25 protein-coding genes and 3 tRNA genes are annotated in these 25,456 nt (G+C 60.8%); 13 read left to right on the top strand and 15 right to left on the bottom strand.

Annotated features, from left to right (window positions below; all coding sequences use genetic code 11):
• A partial coding sequence (locus B5G34_RS18945) for a hypothetical protein (protein ID WP_204245951.1) occupies positions 1–305 on the top strand: 305 nt, incomplete at its 5' end.
• Positions 306–494: 189 nt separating this feature from the next.
• On the top strand, positions 495–2,219 hold the full coding sequence (locus B5G34_RS12500) for a peptide ABC transporter substrate-binding protein (RefSeq protein ID WP_087337952.1): 1,725 nt from the start codon (positions 495–497) through the stop codon (positions 2,217–2,219).
• Between the two features lie 115 nt (positions 2,220–2,334).
• On the opposite strand, the gene B5G34_RS12495 is transcribed toward B5G34_RS12500, so the two are convergent.
• From B5G34_RS12495 to B5G34_RS12485, 3 genes are all read right to left on the bottom strand, one after another.
• A complete protein-coding gene (locus B5G34_RS12495; protein WP_087337949.1) occupies positions 2,335–3,663 on the bottom strand; it encodes a trypsin-like peptidase domain-containing protein in 1,329 nt (442 codons plus the stop codon).
• Between the two features lie 204 nt (positions 3,664–3,867).
• The gene (locus tag B5G34_RS12490) at positions 3,868–4,737 is read right to left on the bottom strand and encodes a DegV family protein (RefSeq protein WP_087337946.1); all 870 of its coding nucleotides are present in this window, start codon (positions 4,735–4,737) and stop codon (positions 3,868–3,870) included.
• Positions 4,738–4,745: 8 nt separating this feature from the next.
• Positions 4,746–5,228 (bottom strand): MarR family winged helix-turn-helix transcriptional regulator, encoded by a 483-nt coding sequence (locus B5G34_RS12485; RefSeq protein WP_087337943.1) that lies wholly within the window; start codon positions 5,226–5,228, stop codon positions 4,746–4,748.
• 195 nt (positions 5,229–5,423) lie between these two features.
• Here B5G34_RS12485 and B5G34_RS12480 point away from each other — a divergent pair, with 195 nt between their 5' ends.
• Positions 5,424–6,581, top strand: a complete 1,158-nt coding sequence (locus B5G34_RS12480) for a stage II sporulation protein P (protein WP_087337940.1) — start codon at positions 5,424–5,426, stop codon at positions 6,579–6,581.
• Positions 6,582–6,622: 41 nt separating this feature from the next.
• On the opposite strand, the gene B5G34_RS12475 is transcribed toward B5G34_RS12480, so the two are convergent.
• Both B5G34_RS12475 and B5G34_RS12470 read right to left on the bottom strand, forming a co-directional pair.
• Entirely contained in the window at positions 6,623–7,834 is a 1,212-nt protein-coding gene (locus B5G34_RS12475) for a CapA family protein (protein WP_087337937.1), read from the bottom strand.
• Positions 7,835–7,846: 12 nt separating this feature from the next.
• Positions 7,847–9,091 carry a serine hydrolase domain-containing protein gene (locus B5G34_RS12470; RefSeq protein WP_140397251.1) on the bottom strand — a complete coding sequence of 415 codons (1,245 nt, stop codon included), beginning with the start codon at positions 9,089–9,091 and terminating at the stop codon, positions 7,847–7,849.
• Between the two features lie 173 nt (positions 9,092–9,264).
• Here B5G34_RS12470 and B5G34_RS12465 point away from each other — a divergent pair, with 173 nt between their 5' ends.
• The 5 genes from B5G34_RS12465 to lepB (B5G34_RS12445) all read left to right on the top strand — a co-directional run bounded on the left by B5G34_RS12465 (position 9,265) and on the right by lepB (B5G34_RS12445) (position 14,719).
• Complete coding sequence (locus B5G34_RS12465) at positions 9,265–10,047, top strand: TIGR00282 family metallophosphoesterase (RefSeq protein WP_087337931.1); 783 nt, start codon at positions 9,265–9,267, stop codon at positions 10,045–10,047.
• 42 nt (positions 10,048–10,089) lie between these two features.
• Complete coding sequence (locus B5G34_RS12460) at positions 10,090–11,172, top strand: DNA repair exonuclease (protein ID WP_087337928.1); 1,083 nt, start codon at positions 10,090–10,092, stop codon at positions 11,170–11,172.
• Entirely contained in the window at positions 11,169–13,373 is a 2,205-nt protein-coding gene (locus tag B5G34_RS19420) for an AAA family ATPase (protein WP_087337925.1), read from the top strand. The genes B5G34_RS12460 and B5G34_RS19420 overlap by 4 nt, the downstream gene beginning before the upstream one ends.
• Positions 13,374–13,447: 74 nt before the next feature.
• Positions 13,448–14,035 (top strand): signal peptidase I, encoded by a 588-nt coding sequence (gene lepB / locus B5G34_RS12450; RefSeq protein ID WP_087337921.1) that lies wholly within the window; start codon positions 13,448–13,450, stop codon positions 14,033–14,035.
• Between the two features lie 120 nt (positions 14,036–14,155).
• On the top strand, positions 14,156–14,719 hold the full coding sequence (lepB, locus tag B5G34_RS12445; RefSeq protein ID WP_242957027.1) for a signal peptidase I: 564 nt from the start codon (positions 14,156–14,158) through the stop codon (positions 14,717–14,719).
• A gap of 56 nt (positions 14,720–14,775) precedes the next feature.
• Here lepB (B5G34_RS12445) and B5G34_RS12440 read toward each other — a convergent pair whose 3' ends face one another.
• The 4 genes from B5G34_RS12440 to B5G34_RS12425 are packed head-to-tail and all read right to left on the bottom strand — an operon-like array spanning position 14,776 to position 18,171.
• On the bottom strand, positions 14,776–15,480 hold the full coding sequence (locus B5G34_RS12440; protein WP_087337919.1) for a GNAT family N-acetyltransferase: 705 nt from the start codon (positions 15,478–15,480) through the stop codon (positions 14,776–14,778).
• The gene (locus B5G34_RS19415) at positions 15,477–16,616 is read right to left on the bottom strand and encodes a HAMP domain-containing sensor histidine kinase (RefSeq protein ID WP_275532298.1); all 1,140 of its coding nucleotides are present in this window, start codon (positions 16,614–16,616) and stop codon (positions 15,477–15,479) included. Before B5G34_RS19415 ends, B5G34_RS12440 begins: the two co-directional genes overlap by 4 nt.
• Positions 16,613–17,677, bottom strand: a complete 1,065-nt coding sequence (locus B5G34_RS12430; protein ID WP_087337916.1) for a lysylphosphatidylglycerol synthase transmembrane domain-containing protein — start codon at positions 17,675–17,677, stop codon at positions 16,613–16,615. Before B5G34_RS12430 ends, B5G34_RS19415 begins: the two co-directional genes overlap by 4 nt.
• A gap of 8 nt (positions 17,678–17,685) precedes the next feature.
• Positions 17,686–18,171: a SprT-like domain-containing protein gene (locus B5G34_RS12425; RefSeq protein WP_087337913.1), complete on the bottom strand. Its 486-nt coding sequence runs from the start codon at positions 18,169–18,171 to the stop codon at positions 17,686–17,688.
• Between the two features lie 179 nt (positions 18,172–18,350).
• Here B5G34_RS12425 and vanR point away from each other — a divergent pair, with 179 nt between their 5' ends.
• From vanR to B5G34_RS12405, 4 genes are all read left to right on the top strand, one after another.
• Complete coding sequence (gene vanR / locus B5G34_RS12420) at positions 18,351–19,043, top strand: VanR-ABDEGLN family response regulator transcription factor (RefSeq protein ID WP_087337910.1); 693 nt, start codon at positions 18,351–18,353, stop codon at positions 19,041–19,043.
• Between the two features lie 97 nt (positions 19,044–19,140).
• Positions 19,141–19,217: transfer RNA gene (locus tag B5G34_RS12415), tRNA-Met, on the top strand.
• A gap of 69 nt (positions 19,218–19,286) precedes the next feature.
• Positions 19,287–19,361 (top strand) — tRNA-Glu (locus B5G34_RS12410).
• A gap of 4 nt (positions 19,362–19,365) precedes the next feature.
• Positions 19,366–19,441 (top strand) — tRNA-Val (locus B5G34_RS12405).
• 122 nt (positions 19,442–19,563) lie between these two features.
• On the opposite strand, the gene B5G34_RS18940 is transcribed toward B5G34_RS12405, so the two are convergent.
• From B5G34_RS18940 to B5G34_RS12385, 5 genes are all read right to left on the bottom strand, one after another.
• Positions 19,564–19,740 (bottom strand): hypothetical protein, encoded by a 177-nt coding sequence (locus B5G34_RS18940; protein WP_204245950.1) that lies wholly within the window; start codon positions 19,738–19,740, stop codon positions 19,564–19,566.
• Between the two features lie 39 nt (positions 19,741–19,779).
• Complete coding sequence (locus tag B5G34_RS12400) at positions 19,780–20,148, bottom strand: DUF4313 domain-containing protein (RefSeq protein WP_087337907.1); 369 nt, start codon at positions 20,146–20,148, stop codon at positions 19,780–19,782.
• A gap of 12 nt (positions 20,149–20,160) precedes the next feature.
• Positions 20,161–21,378 (bottom strand): replication initiation factor domain-containing protein, encoded by a 1,218-nt coding sequence (locus tag B5G34_RS12395; RefSeq protein WP_087337904.1) that lies wholly within the window; start codon positions 21,376–21,378, stop codon positions 20,161–20,163.
• 74 nt (positions 21,379–21,452) lie between these two features.
• A complete protein-coding gene (locus B5G34_RS12390; RefSeq protein WP_087337901.1) occupies positions 21,453–22,808 on the bottom strand; it encodes a hypothetical protein in 1,356 nt (451 codons plus the stop codon).
• Positions 22,805–23,203, bottom strand: a complete 399-nt coding sequence (locus B5G34_RS12385) for a hypothetical protein (protein WP_087337898.1) — start codon at positions 23,201–23,203, stop codon at positions 22,805–22,807. Before B5G34_RS12385 ends, B5G34_RS12390 begins: the two co-directional genes overlap by 4 nt.
• Positions 23,204–23,644: 441 nt before the next feature.
• On the opposite strand from B5G34_RS12385, the gene B5G34_RS18800 reads away from it, so the two are divergent.
• Positions 23,645–23,821 (top strand): hypothetical protein, encoded by a 177-nt coding sequence (locus B5G34_RS18800; RefSeq protein ID WP_162609483.1) that lies wholly within the window; start codon positions 23,645–23,647, stop codon positions 23,819–23,821.
• Here B5G34_RS18800 and B5G34_RS12375 read toward each other — a convergent pair.
• The gene (locus tag B5G34_RS12375) at positions 23,818–25,038 is read right to left on the bottom strand and encodes an S-layer homology domain-containing protein (RefSeq protein ID WP_087337892.1); all 1,221 of its coding nucleotides are present in this window, start codon (positions 25,036–25,038) and stop codon (positions 23,818–23,820) included. The genes B5G34_RS18800 and B5G34_RS12375 overlap by 4 nt on opposite strands.
• Between the last annotated feature and the right edge of the window lie 418 nt (positions 25,039–25,456).

Below are 25,456 nucleotides of genomic sequence, written 5' to 3'. Positions count from 1 at the left end.
GCACGCGCCGGGTCACTACGCGGCCTGTCACCTGCTGGGCTAAGCGTGCTCCTGCGAGCGCAGGCGAGCCGCCGCGCAAGCGGCGTCCAAGCGTTTTGGGCGTTGCCCAAAACCTTGATGCCGGGCGAATTCACTTCGCCCCGGCAGATGAAAAGACAAAAGGGCTCCCGCCCGGCCTGCCGGGTGGGAAGGCACGCGCCGGGGCATTATGCCGCTTGTCACCTGCTGGGCTAAAAAAATGGAAAAAGGCGGCAATTTGCCGCCTTTTTTCGGAAGCAAAAAAGAATAAACTGAAGAGTTCGTAACAATTTTGAAACATTTTCTTTACACCTGTACCTGACCTGTGGTATAATGTCTTTACGTTACTTTACCGTGCGAAAGGCCATGGCCTTTCGGCGTCCGCACAGCGGACGCCGATGCACCTGGTATCCATGCCGGTGTATCACGCCGTTTCGGCGATTCGATACAAAAATGAGAAAGATGGAGGTCCAACCATGAAAAAGAGAAAGCTTGTCTCTCTGCTTATGTCCGGGGCCCTCGTGTTCGGTCTGCTGGCCGGCTGCGGCGGCGGCACCCAGACCAACAACGAAACCCCTGACGCTCAGAACAGCCAGGCCGGCGGCAATGAGGGCGGCGCTTTTGAGATCAGCATGAGCATCGCTTCTGAGCCCCAGACCATCGATCCCGCTCTGAACAGCGCGGTCGACGGCGCCATCATGATCAACCACATGTTCGAGGGCCTGATGCGCTGGGAGGATTCCGGCGCTGAGACCAAGGGCTCCAACGGCACCTGCACCAACGCTGTGCTGGGCTACGGCCAGGCCGAGAGCTATGACAAGGTCGCCAACGAGGACGGCACTGTCACCTACACCTTCCACCTGCGCGACGGCATCAAGTGGTCCGACGGCAAGGACGTTACCGCTCAGGACTTCGTGTTCTCCTGGCAGCGCCTGGTCAACCCCGAGACCGCCGCTGACTACAGCTACATGATCGACTCCGTGGTCAACGCCAACGAGATCATGAACGGCGAGAAGGATCCCAGCGAGCTGGGCGTCAAGGCTGTTGATGACAAGACCTTCGAGGTCACCATCACCTCCGACCTGCCCTACTTCACCGAGATCTGCGCCTTCCCCGCCACCTTCCCCGTGCGTGAGGACGTGGTGAGCAACGCTCAGTGGACCTACTCCCCCGACACCTACATCTCCAACGGCGCCTACAAGATGACCATCCGTGAGACCAACTCTCAGATCGTCATGGAGCCCAACGAGTATTACTACGGTGTTGACTCCCTGGGTCCCCAGAAGATCACCTTCAAGCTGATGGACGACCAGAACGCCATGCTCAACGGCTTCAAGACCGGCGAGCTGGACTTCATCGAGTCCGTTCCCGTTGACGAGGTTGCCGGCCTGCTGGCTTCCGGCGAGATGAAGGTCGTCGACTACATCGGCACCTACTATGTCTGCTACCAGACCCAGAAGGCTCCCTTCGACGATCCCAAGGTCCGTCAGGCCTTCACTCTGGCTGTTGACCGTAACTACATCGTCTCCGAGATCACCCAGACCGGCCAGGTCGAGGCTGGCGGCTACGTGCCCGCCGGCGTGTACGACGCTGCCGGCGCCACCGGCGACGACTTCCGCACCACCGGCGGCGACTACTACGATCCTTACAAGGAGTCCTACGAGGCCAACTGCGAGAAGGCCCGTGAGCTGCTGGCCGAGGCTGGCTATCCCAACGGCGAGGGCTTCCCCGTTGTTGAGTACCTGTACAACACCGACGACAACCACAAGGCTGTTGCCGAGGCTCTGCAGAACATGTGGCAGACCGAGCTGGGCGTGACCGTCACCCTGACCAACCAGGAGTGGGGCACCTTCCTGCAGACCCGTAAGGACGGCGATTACTCCATCGCCCGTAACGGCTGGATCGCTGACTACAACGATCCCATGACCTTCCTGGATATGTGGCTGACCGGCGGCGGCAACAACGACGCTCAGTACTCCAACCCCGAGTACGACGCCAAGATTCAGGAGGCTAAGGGCACTTCCGACGCTGCTACCCGTATGCAGCTGATGCACGAGGCCGAGGATATCCTGCTGGAGCAGGATTGGGTCGTCAACCCCCTGTACTTCTACACCCAGTCCTACATGCTGGCCAGCGATGTTCAGGGCATGTACTACTGCCCCCTGGGCTACTTCTTCTTTGACCACTGCACTCAGGGCTGATTTTCAGCCTGACAAACGGGCGGAGCCAGATGGCTCCGCCCGTTTTTAATGCCAGAAAAAAACACAGGGCGCGCTGCTCAGGCAGCGCGCCCTGTTTGGTTCTCTATTTGTTTGTTTACCAGCCGCCGAAGGGGAAGTTGTAGTAGTAATTGCCGCCCTGCTGGGACTGAGACTGGGACTGCTGCTGCTGGTTGTACTCCTGGCTCAGCTGATCCATGGCGTCCTGACGGGTCTGGTTATCCTCGTCCAGCGTCACGTTGACGGTGGAGGTGCTGCCGTCCCGGTAGATGGTAAAGGCGACGGTGTCCCCCGCCTTGTAGTTCTTCACAGCGTTCTGGAGTTCGGTCTCGGAGGTTACCTGGGTATCGCCCACGGCGGTGACGATGTCACCCACCTGCAGGCCGGCCTTCTGGGCGCAGGAGCCGTCCAGAATGGCCATGATCTCCACACCGGCGGGCACGCCGTAGCGCTGGACGTTCTCATCCACGGCGTCAATGAGCACGCCCACGTTGGGCTTGCCGGTGACGTAGCCGTTCTCCATGATGGAGGCAACCATGTCCTTCACGTCGTTGATGGGGATTGCAAAGCCCAGACCCTCCACAGAGGCCTTCGAGCTGGAATTGCTGGAGGACAGCTTGGCGGACACGATGCCCACCACCTGGCCGTACTTGTCAAACAGGGGACCGCCGGAGTTGCCGGAGTTGATGGCGGTGTCGGTCTGGATCATATTCATGACGGTGCCGTCGCTCATGGTGACCGAGCGGTCCTTGGCGGATACATAGCCGCCGGTGAAGGTGAAGGTCAGCTCACCCAGAGGGTTGCCGATGGCGTACACGTCCTCGCCCACGTTGATGGCGTCCGAGTCGCCCAGCACCACCGGCCGCAGGCCGCCCTGCTCGATCTTCAGAACGGCGATGTCGTTCTCCTCCTCGCCGCCCACCAGGGTGGCGTCGTAGCTCTTGCCATCGGAGAAGAAAACCTTGATGTCGCTGACGCCGTTGATCACATGGTAGTTGGTGAGGATGTAGCTGCTGGTGTCATTGGAGCTGATGACGAAGCCGGAGCCGGACACGGCATTTTTGATGGTCTGGCCCCAGACGTTGGTGGTCACATTGCCGTTGACGCCCACCACCGACTCCAGGTTGGAGGCGTACACCTCCTCGGCGGAGAGGACGGTCTTGCCGTCCACGTTGGCCAGAGATACGGCGGTGGGACGGTTGCCCTCGTAGATGGTGGCGGTGTTGCCCAGCCGGCCGGCGGCCCACACCCCGCCGCCTCCCACCGCGCCGCCGATGATGGCGCAGCACAGGCCCAAAGCAATCAGCTTGCCCGGGCCGCCTTTCTTCCTGGGCTTGGGGGGCTCTTCATCGTGGATGTGGAACTGATCGGTCTCTATGATAGGCTCCCGATCCTCGGGGGGCCGGTTGTAGTCGCTGTAATACATAAACGGGTCTCTCCTTTGACAACGGATTTGGTTGTTTCCTTTGAACGTGTCTTAGCATAACCGGTAATTGTGGATGAAATGTGAAGAAAGTATGCATGATTTTTAAATAATTCCCAGCATCGACAAAAAGGGGCATCAGGCAGGTGAAATTCCGCCCAATATAACAAAAACGGGCGCTTCTGCGCCCGTTTTTGTTCGTATTCGTTATTTTTCCAGTGCCTTGGTCACGGTGACGGCCAGTGCGCCGGGACCGATGTGGCAGGCAACCGACAGAGACAGGGGATCCATGTGGATGGGATAGCCGGGGAAGGTCTCCTCCAGCTCCTTCAGCCACTCCTCCGCGTCGGAGCGCTGGCCGGTGTAGGCGGCGGCGATGTGGAGCTGCTCCGGACCGGACAGGCCGGCAAAGTCGGTGTCCATGGTGTTGCGGATGGCGTCCACCATGGTCTTCTTGGCGGCCTTCCAGCCCCGGACCTTGGCGAAGGAGTCCAGCTTCTCCCCCTTGATACGCAGCACCGGCTTGATGCCCAGCACAGCGCCCAGCGCAGCGGCGGCGGGGGTGCAGCGGCCGCCCTTCTTCAGGTATTTCAGGGTGTCCACAGTGATGTAGATGTCGGAGTCAAACTTGGTGCGCTCCAGATAGTCGTGGATCTCCTGGGCGGACTTGCCCGCCTGGGCCATGACCTGGGCGTCCAGCACCGCCTGGCGCTGGGTCACCGAGATGCGCTGGTTGTTGACCACGAATACCTTGCCCTCATATTCCTGGGCCAGCATCATGGCGGTCTCGCAGGAGCTGCTCAGGCCGCTGGACATGGGGATGTACACGATCTGGTCGTACTCCTGGAGGATCTTGTCCCACAGGTCGGTGACGTCGCCGGGGGAGGGCTGGGTGGTCTTCACGTCGGCCCCCTCCTCCAGCCGCTTATAAAACTGCTCCTGGGACAGGGTGATGTCCTCCAGGAAGAGCTCGTCGTTGATGTAGAAGGGCATGGGCAGTACAAAAATGCCCAGCTCCTTGCCTTGAGCCTGGGTGATGCCGCTGTTGCTGTCAGTGGCAATGGCGATCTTACTCATAAATAACCTCACTTTGTCTGCACTGTTATGGTCTGATTGGCCGGGGCCTGCCATCCGCCCCGGAAGAAATCGGTGAGTTTCTCCATCCCCCGCATCAGGGCAGAGGCCTCCTGATCGGAGAGCACGGACAGAAGGCTGTCCGTCATCCGGCGGTGGAAGGCCCGGTGCCGCTCACTGGCGTCCCGGCCCTGCTGGGTGGGCATCAGCCGCACCACCCGCCGGTCCTTGCCGTCCCGCAGGCGGATCAGGTAGCCCTTTTTGACCAGCAGATCCACCGCAGAGGTCAGGGTGCCCGCCGCCATCCGGCGGGCGGCGGCAATGGCGGTGGAGCGGTTGTCCCCGCCCTGATCCACCGTGCGGCACACCGCGTCGATGAGCTGGACCTCCCGCAGGGACAGGTCCCCGGCAGCCAGGCTGTCCTCTTCCCGCTTCTGGATGTCACCAAACACGTCGGAGAGGAATTGATGGAGTATTTCGCTTTGATGTTCCACGGACGCCTCCTTCCCGCATGACCTGCGTCAGCAAGTGCATTATACCGGATTGCAGGAAAAAGTCAAGGAAATATTTTGACAGTCAAACTATTTCCGGCCGGAACATCCAATGGGACAAGTCATACCGGGCCGGAACGGCGCATAGGGTAGAAGGGACCCGGGTCTGTCCGGGAATACAGATGAGGATGGTGCGACATGAAAGGTCCGATTATTTGGAAGCGGCTGCTCCGCCGGTGCGGAGCCCTGTTTTTGGCCACCCTGGCGGTGTGGCTGCTGATCCTGTGCGGCGGGGCCACGGGGGCCCTGGAAAGTCTGGGGGAAAACGGGACCTTTGTGGCCACCGCCCTGGCGGCGGAACTGGGAGGGACCGGAAGCGCGGGACTGCTGGGGACGCTGGACGGCTGGGACCGGCTGGCGGTGGGACAGTCCCGGCTGCTGTCCGCCAGTCAGGACGCGGTGGCCGGCTACCTGGGCAAGGTGGGTGAGGAGGAACTCCAGCTGCCCGCCGGACAGCCCGCTCAGGACCATGACGATATGGGGGAGGAGCCGGAGGTCACCGCCGCGCCGTCGGACATCATCGCCCGTACCCTGATCCCCACCAGTCCCCAGGGCTATGACGTGGCCGGGGGGCTGTATCTCTACAACCGCACCGGGGAGAGCGTGAATCTGGCCGCGGCCGCTGAGGCGGCGGTGAATATCACCCTGCCGGCGGAAGGGCCCCAGATCCTCATTGTCCATACCCATACCACCGAGGCCTACACCCCCGACGGCACCGACGTGTACACCGCCAGCGACCAGTCCCGCACCCTGGAGGAGGAGGACAACATGCTGCGGGTGGGGGATGAGATGGAGCGGGTGTTCACTGAAATGGGCCTGAGCGTGGTCCACGACCGCACCCTCCACGACTACCCCCAGTACAACGGGGCTTACACCCGTTCCGCCCAGACGGTGCAGGACTATCTGGCCCAGTACCCCTCCATCAAGATCGTGCTGGATGTCCACCGGGACGCCCTGGTGGGGGAGGACGGTACGGTGTACAAGGCGGTGACCCGCATCGATGGGGTGGACACCGCCCAGGTGATGCTGGTCATCGGCCACGGCCAGGACGGCAGCAACCCCCACTGGATGGAGAACCTGACCCTGGCCTGCAAGCTGCAGACCGGCATGAACACCCTCTACCCCACCCTGGCCCGGCCTATGGCCTTCCGGGCCTCCAGCTACAACCAGGAGCTGTCCACCGGCTCCCTGCTGGTGGAGGTGGGCACCCACGGCAACACCCTCCAGGAGGCTCTGGCGGGGGCCCGGCTCTTTGCCCGTGCCGCCGGACAGGTGCTGCTGGGGCTGAAAGCATGAAAAAAGCACGCCGCAAGGCGTGCTTTTTTCTGTCAATCCGGTTAAGGAGCCGAGGGGGTGGGCCCCAGGATGGAGGCGCAGTCGGAAACTGCCTGCTCCAGCTTCTGGACCAGGGAATCGGAGGCCCCGGTGGGAATGGTGGAGGCGTCGGTAAGGGTAAAGACCTGATCGGCCCCGTCCCGCCGCACCATCAGCATGGGGGCATAGGACCAGCCGGTGACCCCCGCCTCGCCGGACTCATGGTCCAGGGTGAGCTCCAGGGTGAGTACCGCCGTGGTGTCGGTGAGGGGGTCCACCTGGGAGGAGATGAAGTTGCCCAGGGAGTAGCACACAAAGCCGGTGCGGGTGGTACCGTCGTCGGCAGTTACCGTCCGCATCTCGATGGGCTGAGGCACATGGGAGTGACCTCCCAGCACCAGGTCGGCCCCGTTGGCGATGAGCAGATCGGCCAGCTGCTCCTGATAGCTGTTCTGGGTGGTCTGATACTCAATGCCCCAGTGGATCATCACGGCGATCAGGTCGGTGTCCATGGCCCGGGCGGCGGCCAGATCGGCCTCCAGCCGTGCAGTGTCCGGGGTGGACAGGGTGGTCATGTAGTCGGTGTTGAACAGGTTGACGGCGTAGTCCTTCCCGCTGGGCAGGGGGATGCCGTTGGTGCCGTAGGTGTAGCCCAGAAAGGCCACCGAGATGCCCCCCACGTCGGCCACCTGGATGTTGGCGGTCCCGGCCTCCTCCTCTGAGCGGGCGGTGCCCACATGGGCCAGCCCCGCCTGGTCCAGCTGGTCCAGGGTGGACACCAGACCGTAATAGCCCCGATCCAGACAGTGGTTGTTGGCGGTGAGCATCAGGTCAAAGCCCAGCTCCTTCAGGTCACTTGCCAGAGCGGCGGGAGACTTGAAGGCGGGATAGCCCGAGTAGGGCCCCTGGGTGGACAGGGTGGTCTCCAGATTGGCCACGGCGTAGTCCGCCCCCTCCACATAGGGCCGGGCGGCCTCGAAGATGGGGGTGTAGTCGTAGCTTCCGGTGGTCTCGTCCCAGGCGTCGTTGGTCACCGGCATGTGGCTCATCACGTCGCCGCACACTGCCAGGGTGGCGGTGGTGGGGGGCTCCGGAGTGGGGGTTGGCGTGGGTGTGGGAGTGGAAGTAACCGCGGCCTCCGGCGTGGATGTGGGCACGGCGGCGGGGCCGCCCTGGCAGCCGGTGAGGACAAGGGCGGCGGCAGCGGTCAGAAGGATCAGGGGAAAGCGGGCCATAGTACAGCCTCCTTATGTGCGTGATGCGGGGTCGTACACCGCCTGGGCGATCTCGCCGCAGACGGCGTACACGCCGTAGTCGTCCAGAGAGCCCACAGCTCCGGTGGTGAAGACCACCAGGCCGTCCCGGGTCTCGGGGTCGTAGGACAGCAGGCCGTAGAAGCCGTAGGCCGAGCCGGTGTGGTAGTACAGGCCCTCCCGGCCGTACATGTCCTCCTGATACCGGAGGGGACGGCACTGGAGGAAGGTGATGCCCCGCTCCTCGTCGGTGATGGGCTCCTCCAGAGGGCTCTCCATATAGGCCACCGCCTCCTCCGAGAGGAGGGCCTGGCCCTCATACAGGCCGTCGTTGGCCAGCACGGCGATGAGCCGGGCGTAGTCCCCGGCGCTGCAGGTGAAGCCGCCGGCAAAGAAGTTGCCCCGGTAGCCCGGGGTGGGGTTGCAGACATAGCCCAGCATCTCAGACACCGAGCGGCTGATGTAGCCGCCCTGATACAGGGGGGCCAGCAGCTCGGTGTGTTCCACGCTGCCCGCCTCAAAGGCGGCGTCGATGCCCATGGGCTGGAGCATGCCCTCCCCCAGCACCTGGTCCAGAGGTTGGTCGGCGGCCAGCTCCAGGGTCATGCCCAGCACCGCGAAGCCGTAGTTGTTGTAGCTCCATCCGGCGGGGTCCCCGGGACGCACAGACTGGTAGCCGCTGCCCGCCAGCCGCTGCCGGGCGGCGGTCCCCTTCAGGGCGGCCAGACCGCCTGCGTCGGTGAGGGAGGAGGTGTGGGTGATGAGGGTGTTTATGGTAATGGGGATATCCGGGTAATAGGGATTATATACCGTAGTATTCCAGTACTGCCCGATGTCAGCCTCCGGGTCGATGGTCCCCTGGTCCAGCAGCAGAGCGGTGGACAGCCCCACCGCCACCTTGGTCAGGGAGGCGCAGCGCAGCTTATGCTGGGGGGTGAGGGCCACGCTGTTTTTGACCGCCCAGCCCCAACCGGTCTCCATGGCCACCGCTCCGTCCTGGATGACGGCGGCCTGGATGCCCACGGCGCCGTAGTCCGCCCCGGCCTGGGCCACCGCCTGTTCCAGCTGGGCCTGGGTGATGGCGGGGATGGGGGTAGGTGTGGGCTCCGGTGTGGGGGTGGGCTCCGGCGTGGAGACGGCGGATATGGCGGGAGAAGGGGCGGACAGGGCCTGCACCTGGGCCTCAGACCCGCCGGCGGCCTGGCAGCCCGCCAGAGCAGCAATCAGAAATATCGACAAAAAAAGTATCATTCTCTTCTCTTTCAACAAAATATTCCCTCCTTTCCTATGATGATACCATAGCTGCTGTCAGAAAGAAAGGCCGCCCCTGGGGGAGATAATCGGGAATTGCCCTTTTTGGCAAAATCACATATAATAGAGACCATGCGGAAACAGACAGAGGGAGGCAGACTATGATTTTAAACGTGCTGGCGGTAGGCGATGTGGTGGGGGAGAGCGGTGTGGAGTACCTGTCCCGCCATCTCCGCAGTCTGAAAAAGCTCCATGACGTCCACTTTACCGTGGTCAACGGAGAGAACGCCTCCGGGGTGGGCATCCTGCCCCGGCAGGCCCGGGATATCTTTGACGCCGGGGCCGACGTGATCACCCTGGGCAACCACACCTGGAACCGGATCCAGATCGCCGACTTTCTGGAGGATGACCGGTACACCCTGCGGCCGGCCAACTATACCAACCGGGTGCCCGGCCGGGGCTGGGGGGTGTACGACGGACCCAAGGGCCTGCGCATCGGGGTCATGAACCTCATCGGCCGGTGCGAGATGGACAGCAATTTTGAAAACCCCTTCACCACCGCCGACCGGGTATTAAAGCGGATGGAGGGGACGGACGTGGTGCTGGTGGATTTCCACGCCGAGGCCACCAGCGAGAAGGGAGCCATGGGCTACTACCTGGACGGACGGGTCCAGGCCCTGTGGGGCACCCACACCCACGTGCCCACCGCCGACGGCCAGGTGCTCCCCAAGGGCCTGGGCTTTGTGACCGACCTGGGCATGACCGGCCCCGCCCGCAGCGTGCTGGGGATACGCCCCGAGCAGGCCATCAACCGCTTCCTGGGGGGCCTGCCCCGGCGGTTTGAGCAGGCGGAGGGTCCCTGCAAGCTGGAGAGTGTCCTCTTCTCCATCGACACCGACACCCGCAAGTGCGTGGGGGTGGAGCGGGTGGACGTCCGGGATTAAGCCTGCCCCCTTCTGGAATCCTGTCGGAAAGGAACATCCTTTATGCTAACCATTCTTCACGGGGCGGACTTCCATCTGGACGCCCCCTTTGCCGCCCTGCCCCCTGACAAGGCCCGGCAGCGGCGGGAGGAGCAGCGGGCCCTGCTGGACAAGCTGGCCGACCTGGCCGAGGAGCGGCAGGCCGACCTGGTGCTGCTGTCCGGCGACCTGCTGGACTCCAGCCAGACCTACCAGGAGACGGTGGAGTCCCTGGCCCGCACCCTGGGCCAGATCCACGCTCCGGTGTTCATCGCCCCGGGCAACCACGACTGCTACGGTCCCCGGTCGGTGTACGCCAACACGGTGTGGCCCGACAACGTACACATCTTTTCCACCGTGGGGGTGGAATCGGTGGAGCTGCCCGAACTGGGCTGCACCGTCCACGGGGCGGCCTTCACCACCCCCCAGGCCGACCGCTCCCCCCTGATGGGCTTTACCGCCCCCCGGGACGGACAGGTCCACCTGATGGTGCTCCACGGCGACGTGGAGGGCAAGGGCCGCTACGGTCCTATCGACCCTGCCGACATCGCCGCCAGCGGCCTGACCTATCTGGCCCTGGGCCACATCCACGCCTGCTCCGGATTGCAGAAGGCGGGGGATACCTGGTGGGCCTACCCCGGCTGCCCTGAGGGCCGGGGCTTTGACGAGACGGGGGACAAGGGCGTGCTGGCCGTCACCGTGGGGGACAACCCCGGCGACGTCACCGCCCAGTTCGTCCCCCTGGCCGGCCGCCGGTACGAGATCGTGGAAGCCGACGTCACCGGGGCGGACAGCGCCGCTGAGGCCCTGGAGGCCGTTCTGCCCGCCCAGCCCTGCGGCGACTGTTGCCGCATTGTGCTCACCGGCCAGCGGTCCTTTGGGCCGCCCGACCTGGCGGCCCTCACCGCCCAGGCCCAGCCATACTACTACAGCGTCACCCTTCGGGACCAGACCAGAGAGCTGCGGGACCTGTGGGAGCGGGCGGGGGAGGACTCCCTCACCGGCCTGGTCCTGCGAGAGCTGAAGGCCCGGGGCGGGCCGGAGGCCGAGCTGGCCGCCCGCTTTGCCCTGGCGGCGCTGGAAAACGGGGAGGATCCCTGCCCATGAAGATCATCAGAATGAAAGCCACCTTCGGCGGCCTGGACCACCGGGAGCTGACGCTGAAGGAGGGGCTGAATATCATCCAGGCCCCCAACGAGGGGGGCAAGTCCACCTGGTCGGCCTTCCTGCGGGCCATGCTCTACGGCATCAACACCAAGGAGCGGGACAAGCAGGGCTACATCGCCGAAAAGAACCGCTACCAGCCCTGGAGCGGCGCCGCCATGGAGGGGGTGCTGGAACTGGAGTGGAAGGGGGAGAAGATCACCCTCCGCCGGGGCCCCAAGGGAAACACCCCCTTCGGCAAGTTTGAGGCGGTGTATACCGACACCGGGGAGCCGGTGGGCTTCCTTACCGCCGACAACGTGGGAGAGACCCTCATCGGGGCCCCCCGGGAGGTCTTTGAACGGTCGGCCTTTGTGGGCCAGGGAGGGGCGGCCATCGACGGCGCCCCCGCCCTGGAGGCCCGCATTGCCGCCCTGGCCTCCAGCGGGGAGGAGGACGTGTCCTACTCCCAGGTGGAGCGCCGCCTGCGGGACTGGCTCAACCGCCGCAGGCACAACAAGACCGGCCTCATCCCCAAGCTGGAGGAGGAGCTGGCCCAAAACGACGAGGTGGAGGGCCGTCAGGCCAAGGCCTTCCGGCTGGCCCAGGAGGCCAAGCGGGAGCTGGAGAAGCTCCAGACCGAGCATAAGCGGCTGGAGGCCGAGCGGGACGCCCACTTGGCCCGGGCCATGGCCGCCCGCCGCCAGCGGTGGGAGGAGGCCCAGCACGCCCTGGAGGAGGCCAGAGGGCAGGTGGAGACCGTGGAGGGAGAGCTCAACCGCTACGGAACGCCCCCCGACAAGGCCACCCTGCAGCAGGCCCAGGGGGAGCTGAACCGGCTCAATTCCCTCCACACCAGCCGCCAGCAGGCGGAGGAGCGCCTGGAGGAGGCCAAAGCCGCCCAGGAGCGGGCTGCCGCCGGGGCGGTGGATCCCCTGTTCCCCGACATGACCCCCGACCAGGCCTGGGAGCAGGCCAACGACGACGCCCAGGCGGCGGGGGAGGTGCCCCGCTGCGGCGGACTGTACGGGGCGGGTGCCGCCTGCCTGGTGCTGGCTGCCGGGTCTCTGGTGGTCAGCTTTACCGGGCTGCTGCCCGCCCCCTGGATGGGCTGGGCGGCCTGCGGCGTGCTGGCCGTGGCGGGCGTGGGCCTGTTTGTGGCCGCCGCCCTGCGGAAGAAGAAAGCCGGGGCCCTGGCCCAGGAGCTGCTGGAGCGCTACGGGGCGGAGAGCCCCGAGGACATTCTGGCCCGGGCCAGCGCCTACCGGGAGGCCTGTGCGGTGGCCGAGCAGGCCGTCAAGGCACGGGAGAGCGCCCAGAAGGAGCTGGACGCCCTGCTGGCCCAGGACGAAACTACCCGCAAGGCCCTGCTGGAGCTGGTCCACCCCTTTGCCCCCACGGTGAAGGATACCTTCGGGGTGTCGGCGGCCATTTCCCGGGCCCTCCAGCTGGAGGAGAAGCTGGCCACCGCCAGGGTGAAGCTGGAGGGGGCGGAGAAGCTGGCCGACAGCCTGCCCCGGCCCGAGCCGGTGGCGGCCGATCCCGGGGTGGAGCCCCGGTTTGAGCCCGCCGAGACGGCGGCCCGGCTCAACGCGGCGGAGGGGGAGCTCTCCCGGCTGCGCAGCGGCCTGGCCATGGCTCTCGGAGAGCTGAAAAGCATGGGAGATCTGGCGGAGCTGGCCACCCGGCAGGAGGAGGCCAGGGAGGAGCTGGAGCGGCGGCAGACCGAGTACGCCGCCCTGGAGATCGCCCTCAACGCCCTGGACGCCGCCCACACCGGCCTTCAGGCCCGGTTCTCCCCCTCCCTCAACCATCTGGCCGGGGAATATCTGGCCAAGCTCACCGGCGGCAGGTACGACAAGGTGTCCCTCACCCGGCAGTTTGAGGCCCTGGCCGAGGAGGCGGGAGGCCTTCAGCCACGGCGTGCCCTGGCCCTGTCCCAGGGGACGGCGGACCAGCTCTACCTGGCGGTGCGGCTGGCGGCCTGCCGGCTGGTGCTGCCCCAGGAGGAGCCCTGCCCCCTGGTGCTGGACGACGCCCTGGCCAACTTTGACGACAGCCGCATGGCCCAGGCACTGGACTGCCTGAGCGAGCTGGGGGAGGAGCGGCAGATCCTGCTCTTCACCTGCCACAGCCGGGAAAAAGCCTGGCAGCAGGGGAGATAATCCCCCTTTCCCTTGCAATCGGGGGGAAATGAGACTATAATGTGGGATATTCCAAGCGTACGGAGCTGATAGCATTGGCAAATGAAAAGACCCAGGAAAAGGAGCTGGAGGGGAAGGACGCCCTGAAGGTGGACCTCTATTTCTGGCTGCAGGCCCTGGTCATGGTGCTGGTGGCCCTGATCCTCATCTTTACCTTTGTGGGGCGCATCATCGGCGTGGTGGGCTCCTCCATGTATCCCACCCTCCATGACGGCGACCTGCTGCTCCTCCAGAGCATTGGCTATACCCCCAAGCAGGGGGACGTGGTGGTGCTCACCAAGGAGTTTGACGCCGCCGACGGCCCCATCGTCAAGCGGGTCATCGCCACCGGCGGCCAGCACGTGGTCATTGACTACGACGCCGGCACCGTCATCGTGGACGGCGAGGTGCTGGACGAGCCCTATATCAACGAGGTCATGGTGGACCCCGGCATGGACAGCATCCACGACGTGGTGGTGCCCGAGGGCTCCATCTTCGTCATGGGAGACAACCGCAACCACTCCTCCGACAGCCGCAACGTGACTTTGGGCACGGTGGACGAGCGGTATGTGCTGGGCCGTGCCCTGTGGGTGCTGCTGCCCTTCCAGAATTTCGGCGCCATCGTCCACGGCGCGGAGACCTGACAAAAAAGGAACGCAAACCCTGTTTTGGGGCTTGCGTTCTTTTTTACCGGGAAATCCCTTGCGGCGGCGGGAGAAGGACGGTATAATGTTGCATCATTCGGACAGATGGAGCTGATGACATTGGCAGAGGAAACCAAGCAGAACAGCTGGAAAACTGATCTCTACTTCTGGCTGCAGGCCCTGGTGGCGGTGCTGACGGCCCTCATCCTGATCTTTACCTTCGTGGGGCGCATCATTGTGGTGGATGGTGCCTCCATGGAGCCCACCCTCTACCACGGGGACCTGCTGCTCCTTCAGAGTGTGGGCTATACCCCCAAACAGGGGGACGTGGTGGTGCTCACCAAGAAGTTTGAGGACGCCGACGGCCCCATCGTCAAGCGGGTCATCGCCACCGGCGGCCAGCATGTGGCCATCGACTACGACGCCGGTACCGTCACCGTGGACGACCAGGTGCTGGACGAGCCCTACATCAAGGAGGCCATGGTGCGGCCCCCGGAGGAGTCTATCACGGATATTCTGGTGCCCGAGGGCTCCATCTTCGTCATGGGGGACAACCGCAACCACTCCTCCGACGGCCGCAATGTCACGCTGGGCGCGGTGGATGAGCGGTATCTGCTGGGCCGTGCCCTGGGGGTGATTTTCCCCTTCGGGAATTTCGGTGCCATCTCCAACGGCGAGGCATAAAAAAGGCCGCAGACATTTGTCTGCGGCCTTTTTGTGTCTGTTGCGTTGGGAACCTCTCAGAACAGCCAGAACAGCAGCTCCTCCGACACGGTCATTCCAACCTTGCGCTGGAGGGCCAGAGAGGGGCCGTTGTCAGTGAAGACCTGGCCGTAGGGATACTTCCCCTGCTCCAGGCAGAAGGAGGTCATGGCCAGCAGCAGGGCCTCGCCGATGCCCTTACGGCGGTACTGGGGCAGCACCTCCAGCATGCCCATGGACCCCTCAATGTGGGTAGCGATGAACCCGGCGGGTTTTCCCGCCACAAAGGCCCCCAGCATCCCCCGGTCAATGGCCTCCTCCATGTAGGCTACCCCGCCGAAGGAGTGGCTGTAGTGGGCCTCCGTCCACTCTGCCCAGCTGCGGTCCAGCCGCAGAATCTCCCCGCCGAAGTCGGGCACCTCCGGCGGCTGGTCTGCCATCCAGGCAGACTGGTGGCAGATCTGCTCCGTTTGGAAGCCGAAGCGGGCGGCCAGGGCGTCCTTGTACCACATCTGATGGCCGGTCAGGATGGTGCACCCCTCCATCATGGGGAGCATCTCCTCCAGCACAGCGGGGGTTTCCGCATCCACAAACCACACCTCGCTGGGGGGATCGTAGAGCAGCACCCCGTCGGGCCCCGCCCGGCGGACCTGGGCGGTCCCACGGCGGAGCACCTCCAGCATGTCGATGTACAAAAGCCGGTTGCCCGTCAGCCGGGCAAGGGCGGTCTCTTTCGGTGTCATGTCTTTCCTCCTCGGTACAGCGGCAGGGAGATGATGAAGCTGGTCAGCTTGCCGTTGCTCTCGCAGCGGATGGAGCCGCCGTGGAGCTCCACGATCTCCTTGGCAATGGCCAGACCCAGTCCCGCCCCGCCGGTGCGGGAGGAGCGGGCGGCGTCCAGCCGGTAGAATTTCTCAAAGATGTTGGCCAGCTCCCCCTCGGGGATCTCCAGACCCTCGTCCTGAATGGTGATCTCCGCCCGGCTGCCCACGGCCTTGGCCCACACGTCCACCGTGCCGCCGGGGATGGAGTAGCTTACCGCGTTGCGCAGCACGTTGTCAAACACCCGGGCCAGCTTGTCCGGGTCCCCCCGCACCACCAGATGGGGCTGGATGTCGGGGGCGCAGGTCAGGTTCTTCTCCGCAAAGAGGGGATAGAACTCGTCGGAGAGCTGCTCCAGCAACATGGACAGCTGGATGGGCACCTTCTCCCCCGCCTCGCTGTCCAGATCCATTTTGGTGATGTCGAAGAACTCTCCCAGCAGTTCCTCCAGCCGCAGGGCCTTGTCCAGGGCGATGCCGGTGAATTTGGCCCGCTGCGCCGGGTCCAGGCCGGGGTCGTCGTGGAGCAGGGTGAGATAGCCCACCACCGAGGTCAGGGGGGTCTTGAGGTCGTGGGCCAGGAAGGCCACCAGATCCCCCTTGCGCTGCTCGGCCTCCTTGGAGGAGCGCTCCCGGGCCGCCAGCTGGACGCGGATGGCGTTCAGGTCGTCCTGGATGGGGGAGAGCTCCCGGGGCAGCACCACCGGGTCCTCTTGCGCCTCCACCAGCCGGCGGGTGGCCGTCCGGATGTCCTCCAGCCAGTGGGTCAGCCGCCCCAGGACCAGATAGAAGGCGATGAGCATGAGCACCATGATGCAGACGGTGAGGATCTCCGGCTTATTATTGCGGATATAGAGCTGATAGAGGTTGAGGGCCTCCTCCCGGCTCTGGCCAAAGAGGGTCTGGGCGGCCCACAGGAAAAACCGGGCAAAGGGGTCCTGGAGCACCCCGTCGATGACCACCTCCAGCAGGAAAATGCCCACCGCTCCGGCGATAATGGTGCCCAGCACAACCAGCAGCAGCATTTTCAGTTTCAGACGGGTATATTTTCCCTTCACGCGGTCTCCTCCTTCCCGTGGGGGTGGTGTCGGGCGGCGGAGCGCTTGGCGAACCGGCCCACCGACCAGGCCCCGCCCAGCAGCAGCACCTCCAAAAAGGAGGCAAACCGCCACAGCACCAGGCCCACCGCCAGATGCTCCCCGAAAATGGGGCTCATGAACAGATAGAAGCTGCCTTCTGCCCCTCCGGCGTTGCCCGGCAGCATGATGATGCGGGAGAGCACCATCACCAGACACTGGACCATCACCAGCTCCCAGAAGGACACCCCGGCCAGCCCCAGGCCCCGGTAGAGGAAGTAGGGGATGGCAAAGAGGGCGGTGAGCTCAAGGAACATACCGGCGTATAGCCATACCAGCATCTTCTTGTTGTCCTGGAAGGCCCGCAGCTGGCGACAGAACTCCTCCACCTTGCTCATGCCCTTGTCCACCATGCCCTCCCTGGCCATCACCTTCCAGTGGCGGGACAAAAAGGTGAGGATGCGGCGGATGAGCCGCTGGATGGGGGCGGGCCGGAGAGCGGTGAACACCGCCAGACCGCACAGGAAGAGGTAGAGGGCGATGAGCACCCCGGCTCCCGCCACAGCGGCCCCCAAACTCTCCTGCCGCCAGAACACCTCATAGAGCAGGGCGGCCACGGCGTAGACGGTGTATACCATGGTGTTGGCCACCGCCTTCCAGGTGTAGATGGAGGCGGTGTAGGTGGCGGACATGCCGGCGTCGTACATCAGCTTGAGCTGCACCGGGGCTCCGGCGGGGCCCAGCTTGTAGTAAAACTCTCCGATATAGGCCGCGTCAAAGCAGCCGGTCAGCTTCATGGGGCAGCCGGCGGAGCGGCCCATGGCGTAGAACAGCAGCGCGTCCACGCTCTCGCTGAAGGGAATGCACAGTCCGGCCAGCAGCAGCCAGCCGGGCTGTACCTGGGCCACCAGGGCCCGCAGGTCCATGGTGCGCTTCACATAGACCAGCAGGTAGATCAGGATCACGCCGCCGATGCTCAGACCCGCGATGGAGAAGATGCGGTTGAACAGGGCGGCCTTGCTATGCTTCTTCGTAACAGTCACTTCCGTTTCTAATAGGCCCGGCGCAGGGTGCCGCCGCAGGCGCAGCGGTAGCGCTCCGGGTGGGCCACCAGGGGGGAGAGACGGGTGCGGGGGAACTGCCGCCCGCACCTGGTGCACACCACCAGATGGCGGATGGTACGGGTGTCCTCCACCCCCAGCCTCTGGCAGGTGTCCGTCCGGGCAATCTCATAGCCGTAGGCGGCGTTCATCCGGGCAGCGTAGGCCTTCCAACGGGGGCCGTGGTTGCGGCAGCCGGGGCAGGTGTGGAGCACCTCGTGGGCCAGGGTCTGGAGGCAGGCCTGCTCAGAGGCCTCCAGCAGGCGGGCGGACAGCTCGATCAGGCAGCTGCCGTCCCGCTGGTGGATGCAGCAGCCGAACCGGGTCACCGCCCGGCGGTTGATCCGCACCTGGGGCAGGATATGGGAGGAGACCGGGATGTTCAATGCCCTGGCCTGGGCGACCACCCGGGCCAGTAATGCGTCTGCGTCGTGCATGGAACAGCCCTCTTTCTCACAAGGAATGATTTGCAATAGAAATATTGTATCACCAACAGGACCAAAAGTCACCACCGGAGGGGCGGAACGGCCATCTTATGTTTTTATTACATTTTTTCCTCCCGCTTGACGAAAATACGACGGGACCGGTATAATCGTGGCAAAAGGAGGGGATGGCTATGGAGGCCAACATTCTGGTGGTGGATGACGAGCCCGAGATCGCCGATCTGGTGGAGGTCTATTTACAGAGTGAGGGCTGTACCGTCTACAAGTGCAACACCGGCACCCAGGCTCTGGCGGTGGTGAACAGCCGGGCGCTGGACCTGGCCATTCTGGATGTAATGCTCCCCGATATCAGCGGCTTTACCTTGTGTGGGGAGATCCGCAAGGACCACCATTTCCCGGTGCTCATGCTCACTGCCAAGGCCGACGACATGGACAAGATCACCGGGCTCACCATCGGGGCGGACGACTACCTCACCAAGCCCTTCAATCCCCTGGAGCTGATGGCCCGGGTAAAGGCCCAGCTGCGCCGCTATACCCGCTACAACGAGGCGGACAAGGGGGAGAGCAAGGATATCCTGGACTTCAACGGCCTGGTCATCAACCGGGCCACCCACGAGTGCATCCTGTACGACAAGGAGCTCAATCTCACCCCCATCGAGTTTGACATCCTGTGGATGCTGGCGGAGAACCGGGGCCAGGTGATCTCGGCCGAGCGGCTCTTTGAGAGCGTGTGGGGTGAGAAGTACCTGGACCGGAACAATACCGTCATGGTCCATATCCGCCGCCTGCGGGAGAAGATGGGCGAGCCGTCCCGCAACCCCAGATTTATTAAGACGGTCTGGGGCGTGGGCTATAAGATCGACTGAGGCCCAAAAATATTTTTGAAAAATTTGCGAAAAAAGCGTTGACAAATGGGGACACTTCGGATATACTATCTCTTGCCCTGTTCGTCCGGGCACAGATGGCGGCATAGCTCAGTTGGCTAGAGCATACGGTTCATACCCGTAGTGTCCCCGGTTCAAATCCAGGTGCCGCTACCAGACCCAAAAGACGGCACGTGCCGTCTTTTGGGACTCCCTTTCCGAGCGTTCGGCCCGCTTGGGCAACACGGCCCGTTGGTCAAGTGGTTAAGACACCGCCCTTTCACGGCGGTAACACGAGTTCGAGTCTCGTACGGGTCACCAATATGGAGGCGTAGCTCAGCCGGTAGAGCACTTGCTTCACACGCAAGGGGTCACAGATTCGAGTTCTGTCGTCTCCACCAAAGCAACATAATCCGAACTTGTTCCCCATCGGGGACGGGTTCGGGTTTGTTGTTTTCATAGCTGATTTAGCCACATAACCAAGAATGGCCCTTTATCTGCTACAACAGATAAGGGCCGTTTTTTATGTATCGCTATGCTGTTGTTTCCATTTTTCAAACGCCGCTTTTCCTTCCGGGCTTTCAAAATACGCTTGAATCTTGGGAAGTAGACAGCGGGCCAATGCTTCAATCTCAAAGTCGGGAATCACTGTTTCTTCCAGCTCTCCGGCCACATTATCGAGGCCGCGATACTCATTCATAGGACATCACCGCCTGTTTGGTAGCTACGGGGACAGAGTTTAAGGCCGAAACTGCAGCAGCATAAACTTGGTCACGCCGTCAGGGTCATATTCATAAAGCCGTTTCAAATCAAACGCCACAGCTTTATAGCCCTCATATGGCACGGACAATTCCTTGCCCAACGAATTTTCTTTGATAAACCGCAAAATATCGTCACCGACAAGGGCATTATCAATAAAGGCTTCATTTGCTTCCAGGGGCGCAGCGGCTGGCAGATTGACAGTCATCCTTGCAATCGGTTCAAATCCGTATAGACCTTCTTGCAGTAATTCGATTGCTAACCGCCCACTCGGTTCATAATGCCCGACATGGAGCACAACCATAGTTGTTGTTCCCAAATACTCAAATGGGAGTTGCTTTCGATACATAACTTGTCACCTCTAATCTTCATATTGTTCTAAAGTACTAATATTCTCATGTTTAGAGCGTTCAAGATAACTTTCGAGCGGATATTTAGCGGTTTCCATTCCGTGCTTTTGGAGCCAGAGCCGCATTTCACGCATTTTATATTCGTCTTTACCCGTCAGTAATCTCATTTTAAAATCATATACATAATCGTCATACAGATACTCGATAAGCTGCCTATCAGCACCATCACCCCACATACTGAATGCTTTATATAGTGCGGGGTACAGGCCAGAGCCAACGCGCAAATGCTCCAGGGATTGCCGGAAGGTATTATCTCGCGGGCTCGGTGCGATCAATGCAGCGGCATTTGTCCCGACAGAAATCCCTATCAAATCATCGGTAAACGCTGTTACCTCATTTGTACTCGTATCAACAAAACGGTATCTATCACTGATATGCTTTGCAATCCACTGTTGCAAGTCTTGGAGTGTCATGTACCCGGACAACAACTGTTCTGTCATCTGGTGGGCGTAGTCGTGCAAAAATGATGACTCAAATCGTACCCAGCCTTTGTATTGTAGAGCCTCGTCATAACGGTAGCCCATCGTCTGTATCTGTTCTTGCTTTTTATTGTACACTCTCAGAAAGCCGTTTGTTTTTCCTGCCCGTGACCCTATATAAAATGTCTCATAGGCACCATTTTTATCTAAACCGGACATATTTCGGACGGATTGACGGTCTTTCCAGTTTTTAATTGAATATGAGCCATCTTTTAAGCGACTATAAATCAAATCAGGGGAAAGCAACCTGTCAGGAAGCAAATCATCCATATAGTCGTAATAATCCGCCGTCAGGTCAATGCGTGATAGACGGGTGGTATATGCACCATCCTGCACCATATTGAGGAATACAGCGATATTTATATCGGATTGAAACCTCTCCTTGAACTCTTGCTTATATGTGGCGTATGCGTGAGCGGAAAAGCGGACACAAACTCCCATGCTCGGGAAATCATCGTGCCAGCTTATCACCAGATACCACGGCCGACAAGCAAAAGTCACCCCATTTGTATAGCCAGCCGGGACTTTCTCGGCAAATGCCATCTCTCCAAACAAGTCCATGAGCCGTGATTTAGCTACAAACACATCTATTATCTCATTCATCGTATCTGGCCAATCTATAACTATAACCTTATTTGTTGGTTGCAAAATAAGGGTGAACTCATCAACGCCAACAGACAGAGAGGGCAATTTTACCACCCCCCTTATTGTGTTTTGTTCGTGGAACCCCCGTGATTACATCACGGGGGTTCCGGGTTTACGCGCTACGCGCGGTTTACACCCTCGGATTGGCTATCTTGTTTAGGCTTTGTCAGCTCCGCGAAAATGTCAAAATTAAGTGTCGGAAACGACACGGGGCGGGGCGCGGCAGTGATACCGTCACAGTAAATTAGCCCCCGCCCTTTGCCCCAATGCCGGGATGGCAGGTCGGAAGTATGGCCAAAAATCGTCATCATTGTGGTGCTGGGCGCGTTACCCAGGCAGATTTTAAGTGGAAGATTATCACGAATTGCCGTGGGAATGTCGCCGGAATCGGACTTTTGCATGGAAATCCATGCGAAAAAGCCGAGTTGTCGCCCTATCAAGACCACATTTCGCATCAATTCCTCCACCTCGTCACGCCGCTTCTTGTCCCGGCTGATGCTTGCCTGAAACGCCGCAAATTCATCGAATAAAAAGACATACGCCGGAAGCTGAAACTCCGTATAATCTGCACCGAGTTTGCCGCTTAACTTGCCCCGCATTTCCTCTTTCCGCTCCATCATGGCGGCGTAAAAGGCATGGAGCAAGTCAATAATGCCGTCAATATCGTCCGCTGTGCGCTCCGGGACCAGCGAGCCGCCTAACACCGCTATATCGCTGCCTTTGGGGTCAGCATAGTATACGACAGGCGGAATCGGCCAGTTTTGAAGTTGTGCTATCAGCCCCATCAGAGCATAGGACTTGCCCGCGCCGGTGATGCCGACCAGCAGCAGGGAGCGGATTTTGATACCCTCGTTGCGGCCATCCGCGAAAAGCGTATACGGGCCATATTTGCCCGTATGCTTGCGGGCGTAGTCAGACAGGGCTGTATAGCTGTCAAACTGTAATTGCCGGTCAATACGGCTGTCTGAAATCTCGTAGCAGTAGTAATTGTTATCGTCCGAGATATACTGCGCGTCCACCACATACACGCCAAGGGCCGAGGACAGATTGACCGCCGCCAAGCTGGAATCAGATTTAATGTGGTTTTGGACTTCCACCAGCCCAGCGGTCAAGGTGCGGTCATCAAAGCGTATCTTGACCCGTGGGAGCCGATAATACTGCTCACCAATCGGTATACCATACCCAGCTTCCAGCATAGCCCGCTTGATTGAATGTAACAACTGCCAGTGACGCAGGGCATACTTTGCGCCCTGGCGCAGGTGATGGGCAACAGCCCACCACACTGCGCCACTGGCCAGCAAGACATCCGCCAGCAGGAAGCAAAACAGTCCGATCCGGGTACAGACGCGGGCTGCATCCCAGCCAGCAAGAGCGGTGCTGACCGGCCCCCGCAGGAGCCAGCCTGCAAGCCCCGCTGACAGCATGACGGCAAGCCAGATTATCACATACCGGCTTCGGGTGTCGCGTCGTTTCATCCCTTGGGCCCTGCACCCGGTGCGGGCTGCTGCGCCTTCTCAATGCTCGAAAACCGCAGAATCAGAGAGTAGTCGATAAAATAGCTCGAATCGGCCATAAAACCGCTCAACCTGACTTTATCGCCTTTAGCAAAAGGCAGAGGGTAGGGACAGCCCACAATGGTAGCCGAAAAGGTTTCCAAGGTGTTGTTATCGCGGGGCCGCCCGGATTTGTCCACGCCGTGGTCGTGGGCGTCCTGCATAATCTGCAAGGTGACGGTTGCACCAGGGGCCAGACCGGCCTCGGGCTTGCCCTTATATGGACGTTGGCTGACAAATGTATAAGAGCCGCCCCAATCCTTGTCCATGCCCTCCCAATCAATGAGGGTCTTAATATATGGTGATGCGTTCAACATGATATTTCCCCCCTTTCTGTCAAAATTTCATTGTCATCTTTGGGCCACGGGGGTGGGTCTGGTAAGTTCTCGCCCAATCCCTCGTATGACATAGCCCAAATCATCCCCCACAGCGTCCGCCAATGGTAGATGCTGTTCCTTGCGTCAAAAACCGGCTTGTCGGTCTGCTGCGTATATCCGGTCAAAACATTATAGGCGGTCTGCCGTATAGCGCGCAGGGTGCGGGCGGTACGCTCGGGTATTATAGAGCTTTCCATTGGCCTTTCCTCCTTTCGCTCTGTATCGTATCACAAATATTTTTTGCTGTAAAGCGCCTGTATAATGTTGTTTCGTCGATTTTTCGTGACTTTTTATAGCGATAAGTTAGAAATAGAAATGTCTTAAAAAAGCCTGATTTATGCTATCGCAAAATAGCGATGTTCGAAAGGGGCGATTTATCGTATGCCTCAGAAAATTCCTGAAATTCCCATTTTTGGGTGCGTGGACGGTGTGCTGGGCGATGAAGCGGGACAAGGTGGATTTCGACCGCCACCCAAGGAAAAAATTGTGGAAAATAACAACAAAAAAATCCCCGCTCCGGAGACCGGAGCGGGGGGTGTGCTGGGAAGTGACGATTAGGCCATGACGCCTTCGTAAGTCCAGCCCATGTTGTACAAAATCTGAGCCAACTGACCACGGGTCAGGGGAGAGCCGGGTGCGAACGTACCCTTGCTGTCCACGCCGCCAACCAGTCCCAGATTGTATGCCCAGCAGATGGACTGTTCGCAAGCGTCGACAATCTGCTCTTTCGTGTAAGCACCGGTCAGCAGCAGAACGCCTCTCATTTCCTGCCAATTGGCGTCAATCCATGCGTGGATTTCGTCAGCGTCGGGCAGTTCATCGACAGAGTCGATGTAGTTGATGGTTCTGCCGGCAGCGAGGTTGGCACGCCAGCAGTCATAAACGCCTCTCTGCATACTGCCAATAGTGCCATCAGAGGAAATACGAACAATGAGATTGCCGCAGTCCTTGGCCAACTGGGTTTCGTAATTGGTCATGACGTGTACGCCACCAGTCAATGCCCGTCCAGTGAACCAAATGGCGGCATAGGCACGAGAGGCGACTTCCTGATTACCGTTGGGATAGGGCGTGTTACCAATCATACGAGTGTAGATGATGCTGACCTGCTCCTTGGTGAGCGTGTCATTGGGGCCGAACTTGCCGTTTCCGTAGCCGGCGAGCAGTCCGCCTTCGGTCAGGGTCATAATGGGATGATAAGCCCAATAGGTCGTAGGAACATCAGTGTAAGAATTGCTGTAACTGGTAGACGGAGTGCCGGGGGTATAAACATGTTCGACTTTACCCCAGTCTTCGGCAATGCCGTTTACGCTGCTGGAAGTACCAGAATTGTTGGGCTTATTGGTAGACGTATTCCCAGAATTGCTGGTGGAACCGGTGTCTTTTCCAATGGTGATAGACTTGCCGTCGGTTGTATCGAAGTGACCGAGTAGTTTATAGCCCATTTCTGACATACCAGCGGTCTGATAATACTTGTAGATATCCACTTTCAGACCGGCGGGGATAGTGATACCGATGCAGTTGGGGCTGCTGCCGGTGAGGGTGTAGGTGGAACTGGACTCTTTCAGAAGAACAGTTCCGCTGGACGGCCAATCGAACTTGTCGTTCTTCACGTCGCTGATGAAGCCGACAGTGTCGTAGACGGTCTCATCGAACTGAGACCACTTGCCGCTCTCGCCGTTGAGCGCACCGGTGTCAGCAGCAAATGCCGGAGTGATTAGACACAGACACATGATTGCTGCCAGCAGTGCACTAATGATCCGATACTGTCTTTTCATTTTCTCTCCTCCCAAATGGTAATTGTATACTGTGTTCCCGACAGGGTAAACCCGTTGGGGAGCAGGATTGTCCCCGCCCCCCAGGGGGCCCCGTCGAGATAAATAAAAGCGGTGCAGGGTAAATCAATCCCTACACCGCATTGAGGTACGACACAAAGCCCACCACAACCGCCTTGTAAAATGAGAACAAAGCGGCTATAATGGGAAAAGGCGTAGCGAAATGCTATTGTGTGGGAGGGTCTGTCTCCTGCATAGGGGTATGAGGGGCGGCAACCCCTTATACCCTGCCTCTATTTATCTCGATAGCACTATTTTACTCCATAACTGGAAAGATTGCAAGGTCATTTGAAACGGTCCGAAAAGGGCCGTTTTTTGTTGTTCAGAGGGTGGCTGTGTGTGGCGTCGGCAGTTGGGTAGC

It is taken from the genome of Flavonifractor sp. An82, assembly GCF_002159265.1.
In the GTDB taxonomy this organism is placed as follows: Bacteria; Bacillota; Clostridia; order Oscillospirales; family Oscillospiraceae; genus Flavonifractor.
This window is presented reverse-complemented; position numbering and strand designations above follow the sequence as displayed.

Bases quoted from the DNA above. Each gene is read 5' to 3' on its own strand.
- B5G34_RS12500 (WP_087337952.1), top strand. From the start codon at position 495: ATGAAAAAGAGAAAGCTTGTCTCTCTGCTTATGTCCGGGGCCCTCGTG.
- B5G34_RS12495 (WP_087337949.1), bottom strand. From the start codon at position 3,663: ATGTATTACAGCGACTACAACCGGCCCCCCGAGGATCGGGAGCCTATC.
- B5G34_RS12490 (WP_087337946.1), bottom strand. From the start codon at position 4,737: ATGAGTAAGATCGCCATTGCCACTGACAGCAACAGCGGCATCACCCAG.
- B5G34_RS12480 (WP_087337940.1), top strand. From the start codon at position 5,424: ATGAAAGGTCCGATTATTTGGAAGCGGCTGCTCCGCCGGTGCGGAGCC.
- B5G34_RS12475 (WP_087337937.1), bottom strand. From the start codon at position 7,834: ATGGCCCGCTTTCCCCTGATCCTTCTGACCGCTGCCGCCGCCCTTGTC.
- B5G34_RS12465 (WP_087337931.1), top strand. From the start codon at position 9,265: ATGATTTTAAACGTGCTGGCGGTAGGCGATGTGGTGGGGGAGAGCGGT.
- B5G34_RS12460 (WP_087337928.1), top strand. From the start codon at position 10,090: ATGCTAACCATTCTTCACGGGGCGGACTTCCATCTGGACGCCCCCTTT.
- B5G34_RS19420 (WP_087337925.1), top strand. From the start codon at position 11,169: ATGAAGATCATCAGAATGAAAGCCACCTTCGGCGGCCTGGACCACCGG.
- B5G34_RS12440 (WP_087337919.1), bottom strand. From the start codon at position 15,480: ATGACACCGAAAGAGACCGCCCTTGCCCGGCTGACGGGCAACCGGCTT.
- B5G34_RS12425 (WP_087337913.1), bottom strand. From the start codon at position 18,171: ATGCACGACGCAGACGCATTACTGGCCCGGGTGGTCGCCCAGGCCAGG.
- vanR (WP_087337910.1), top strand. From the start codon at position 18,351: ATGGAGGCCAACATTCTGGTGGTGGATGACGAGCCCGAGATCGCCGAT.
- B5G34_RS18940 (WP_204245950.1), bottom strand. From the start codon at position 19,740: ATGAATGAGTATCGCGGCCTCGATAATGTGGCCGGAGAGCTGGAAGAA.
- B5G34_RS12400 (WP_087337907.1), bottom strand. From the start codon at position 20,148: ATGTATCGAAAGCAACTCCCATTTGAGTATTTGGGAACAACAACTATG.
- B5G34_RS12390 (WP_087337901.1), bottom strand. From the start codon at position 22,808: ATGAAACGACGCGACACCCGAAGCCGGTATGTGATAATCTGGCTTGCC.
- B5G34_RS12385 (WP_087337898.1), bottom strand. From the start codon at position 23,203: ATGTTGAACGCATCACCATATATTAAGACCCTCATTGATTGGGAGGGC.
- B5G34_RS18800 (WP_162609483.1), top strand. From the start codon at position 23,645: ATGCCTCAGAAAATTCCTGAAATTCCCATTTTTGGGTGCGTGGACGGT.
- B5G34_RS12375 (WP_087337892.1), bottom strand. From the start codon at position 25,038: ATGAAAAGACAGTATCGGATCATTAGTGCACTGCTGGCAGCAATCATG.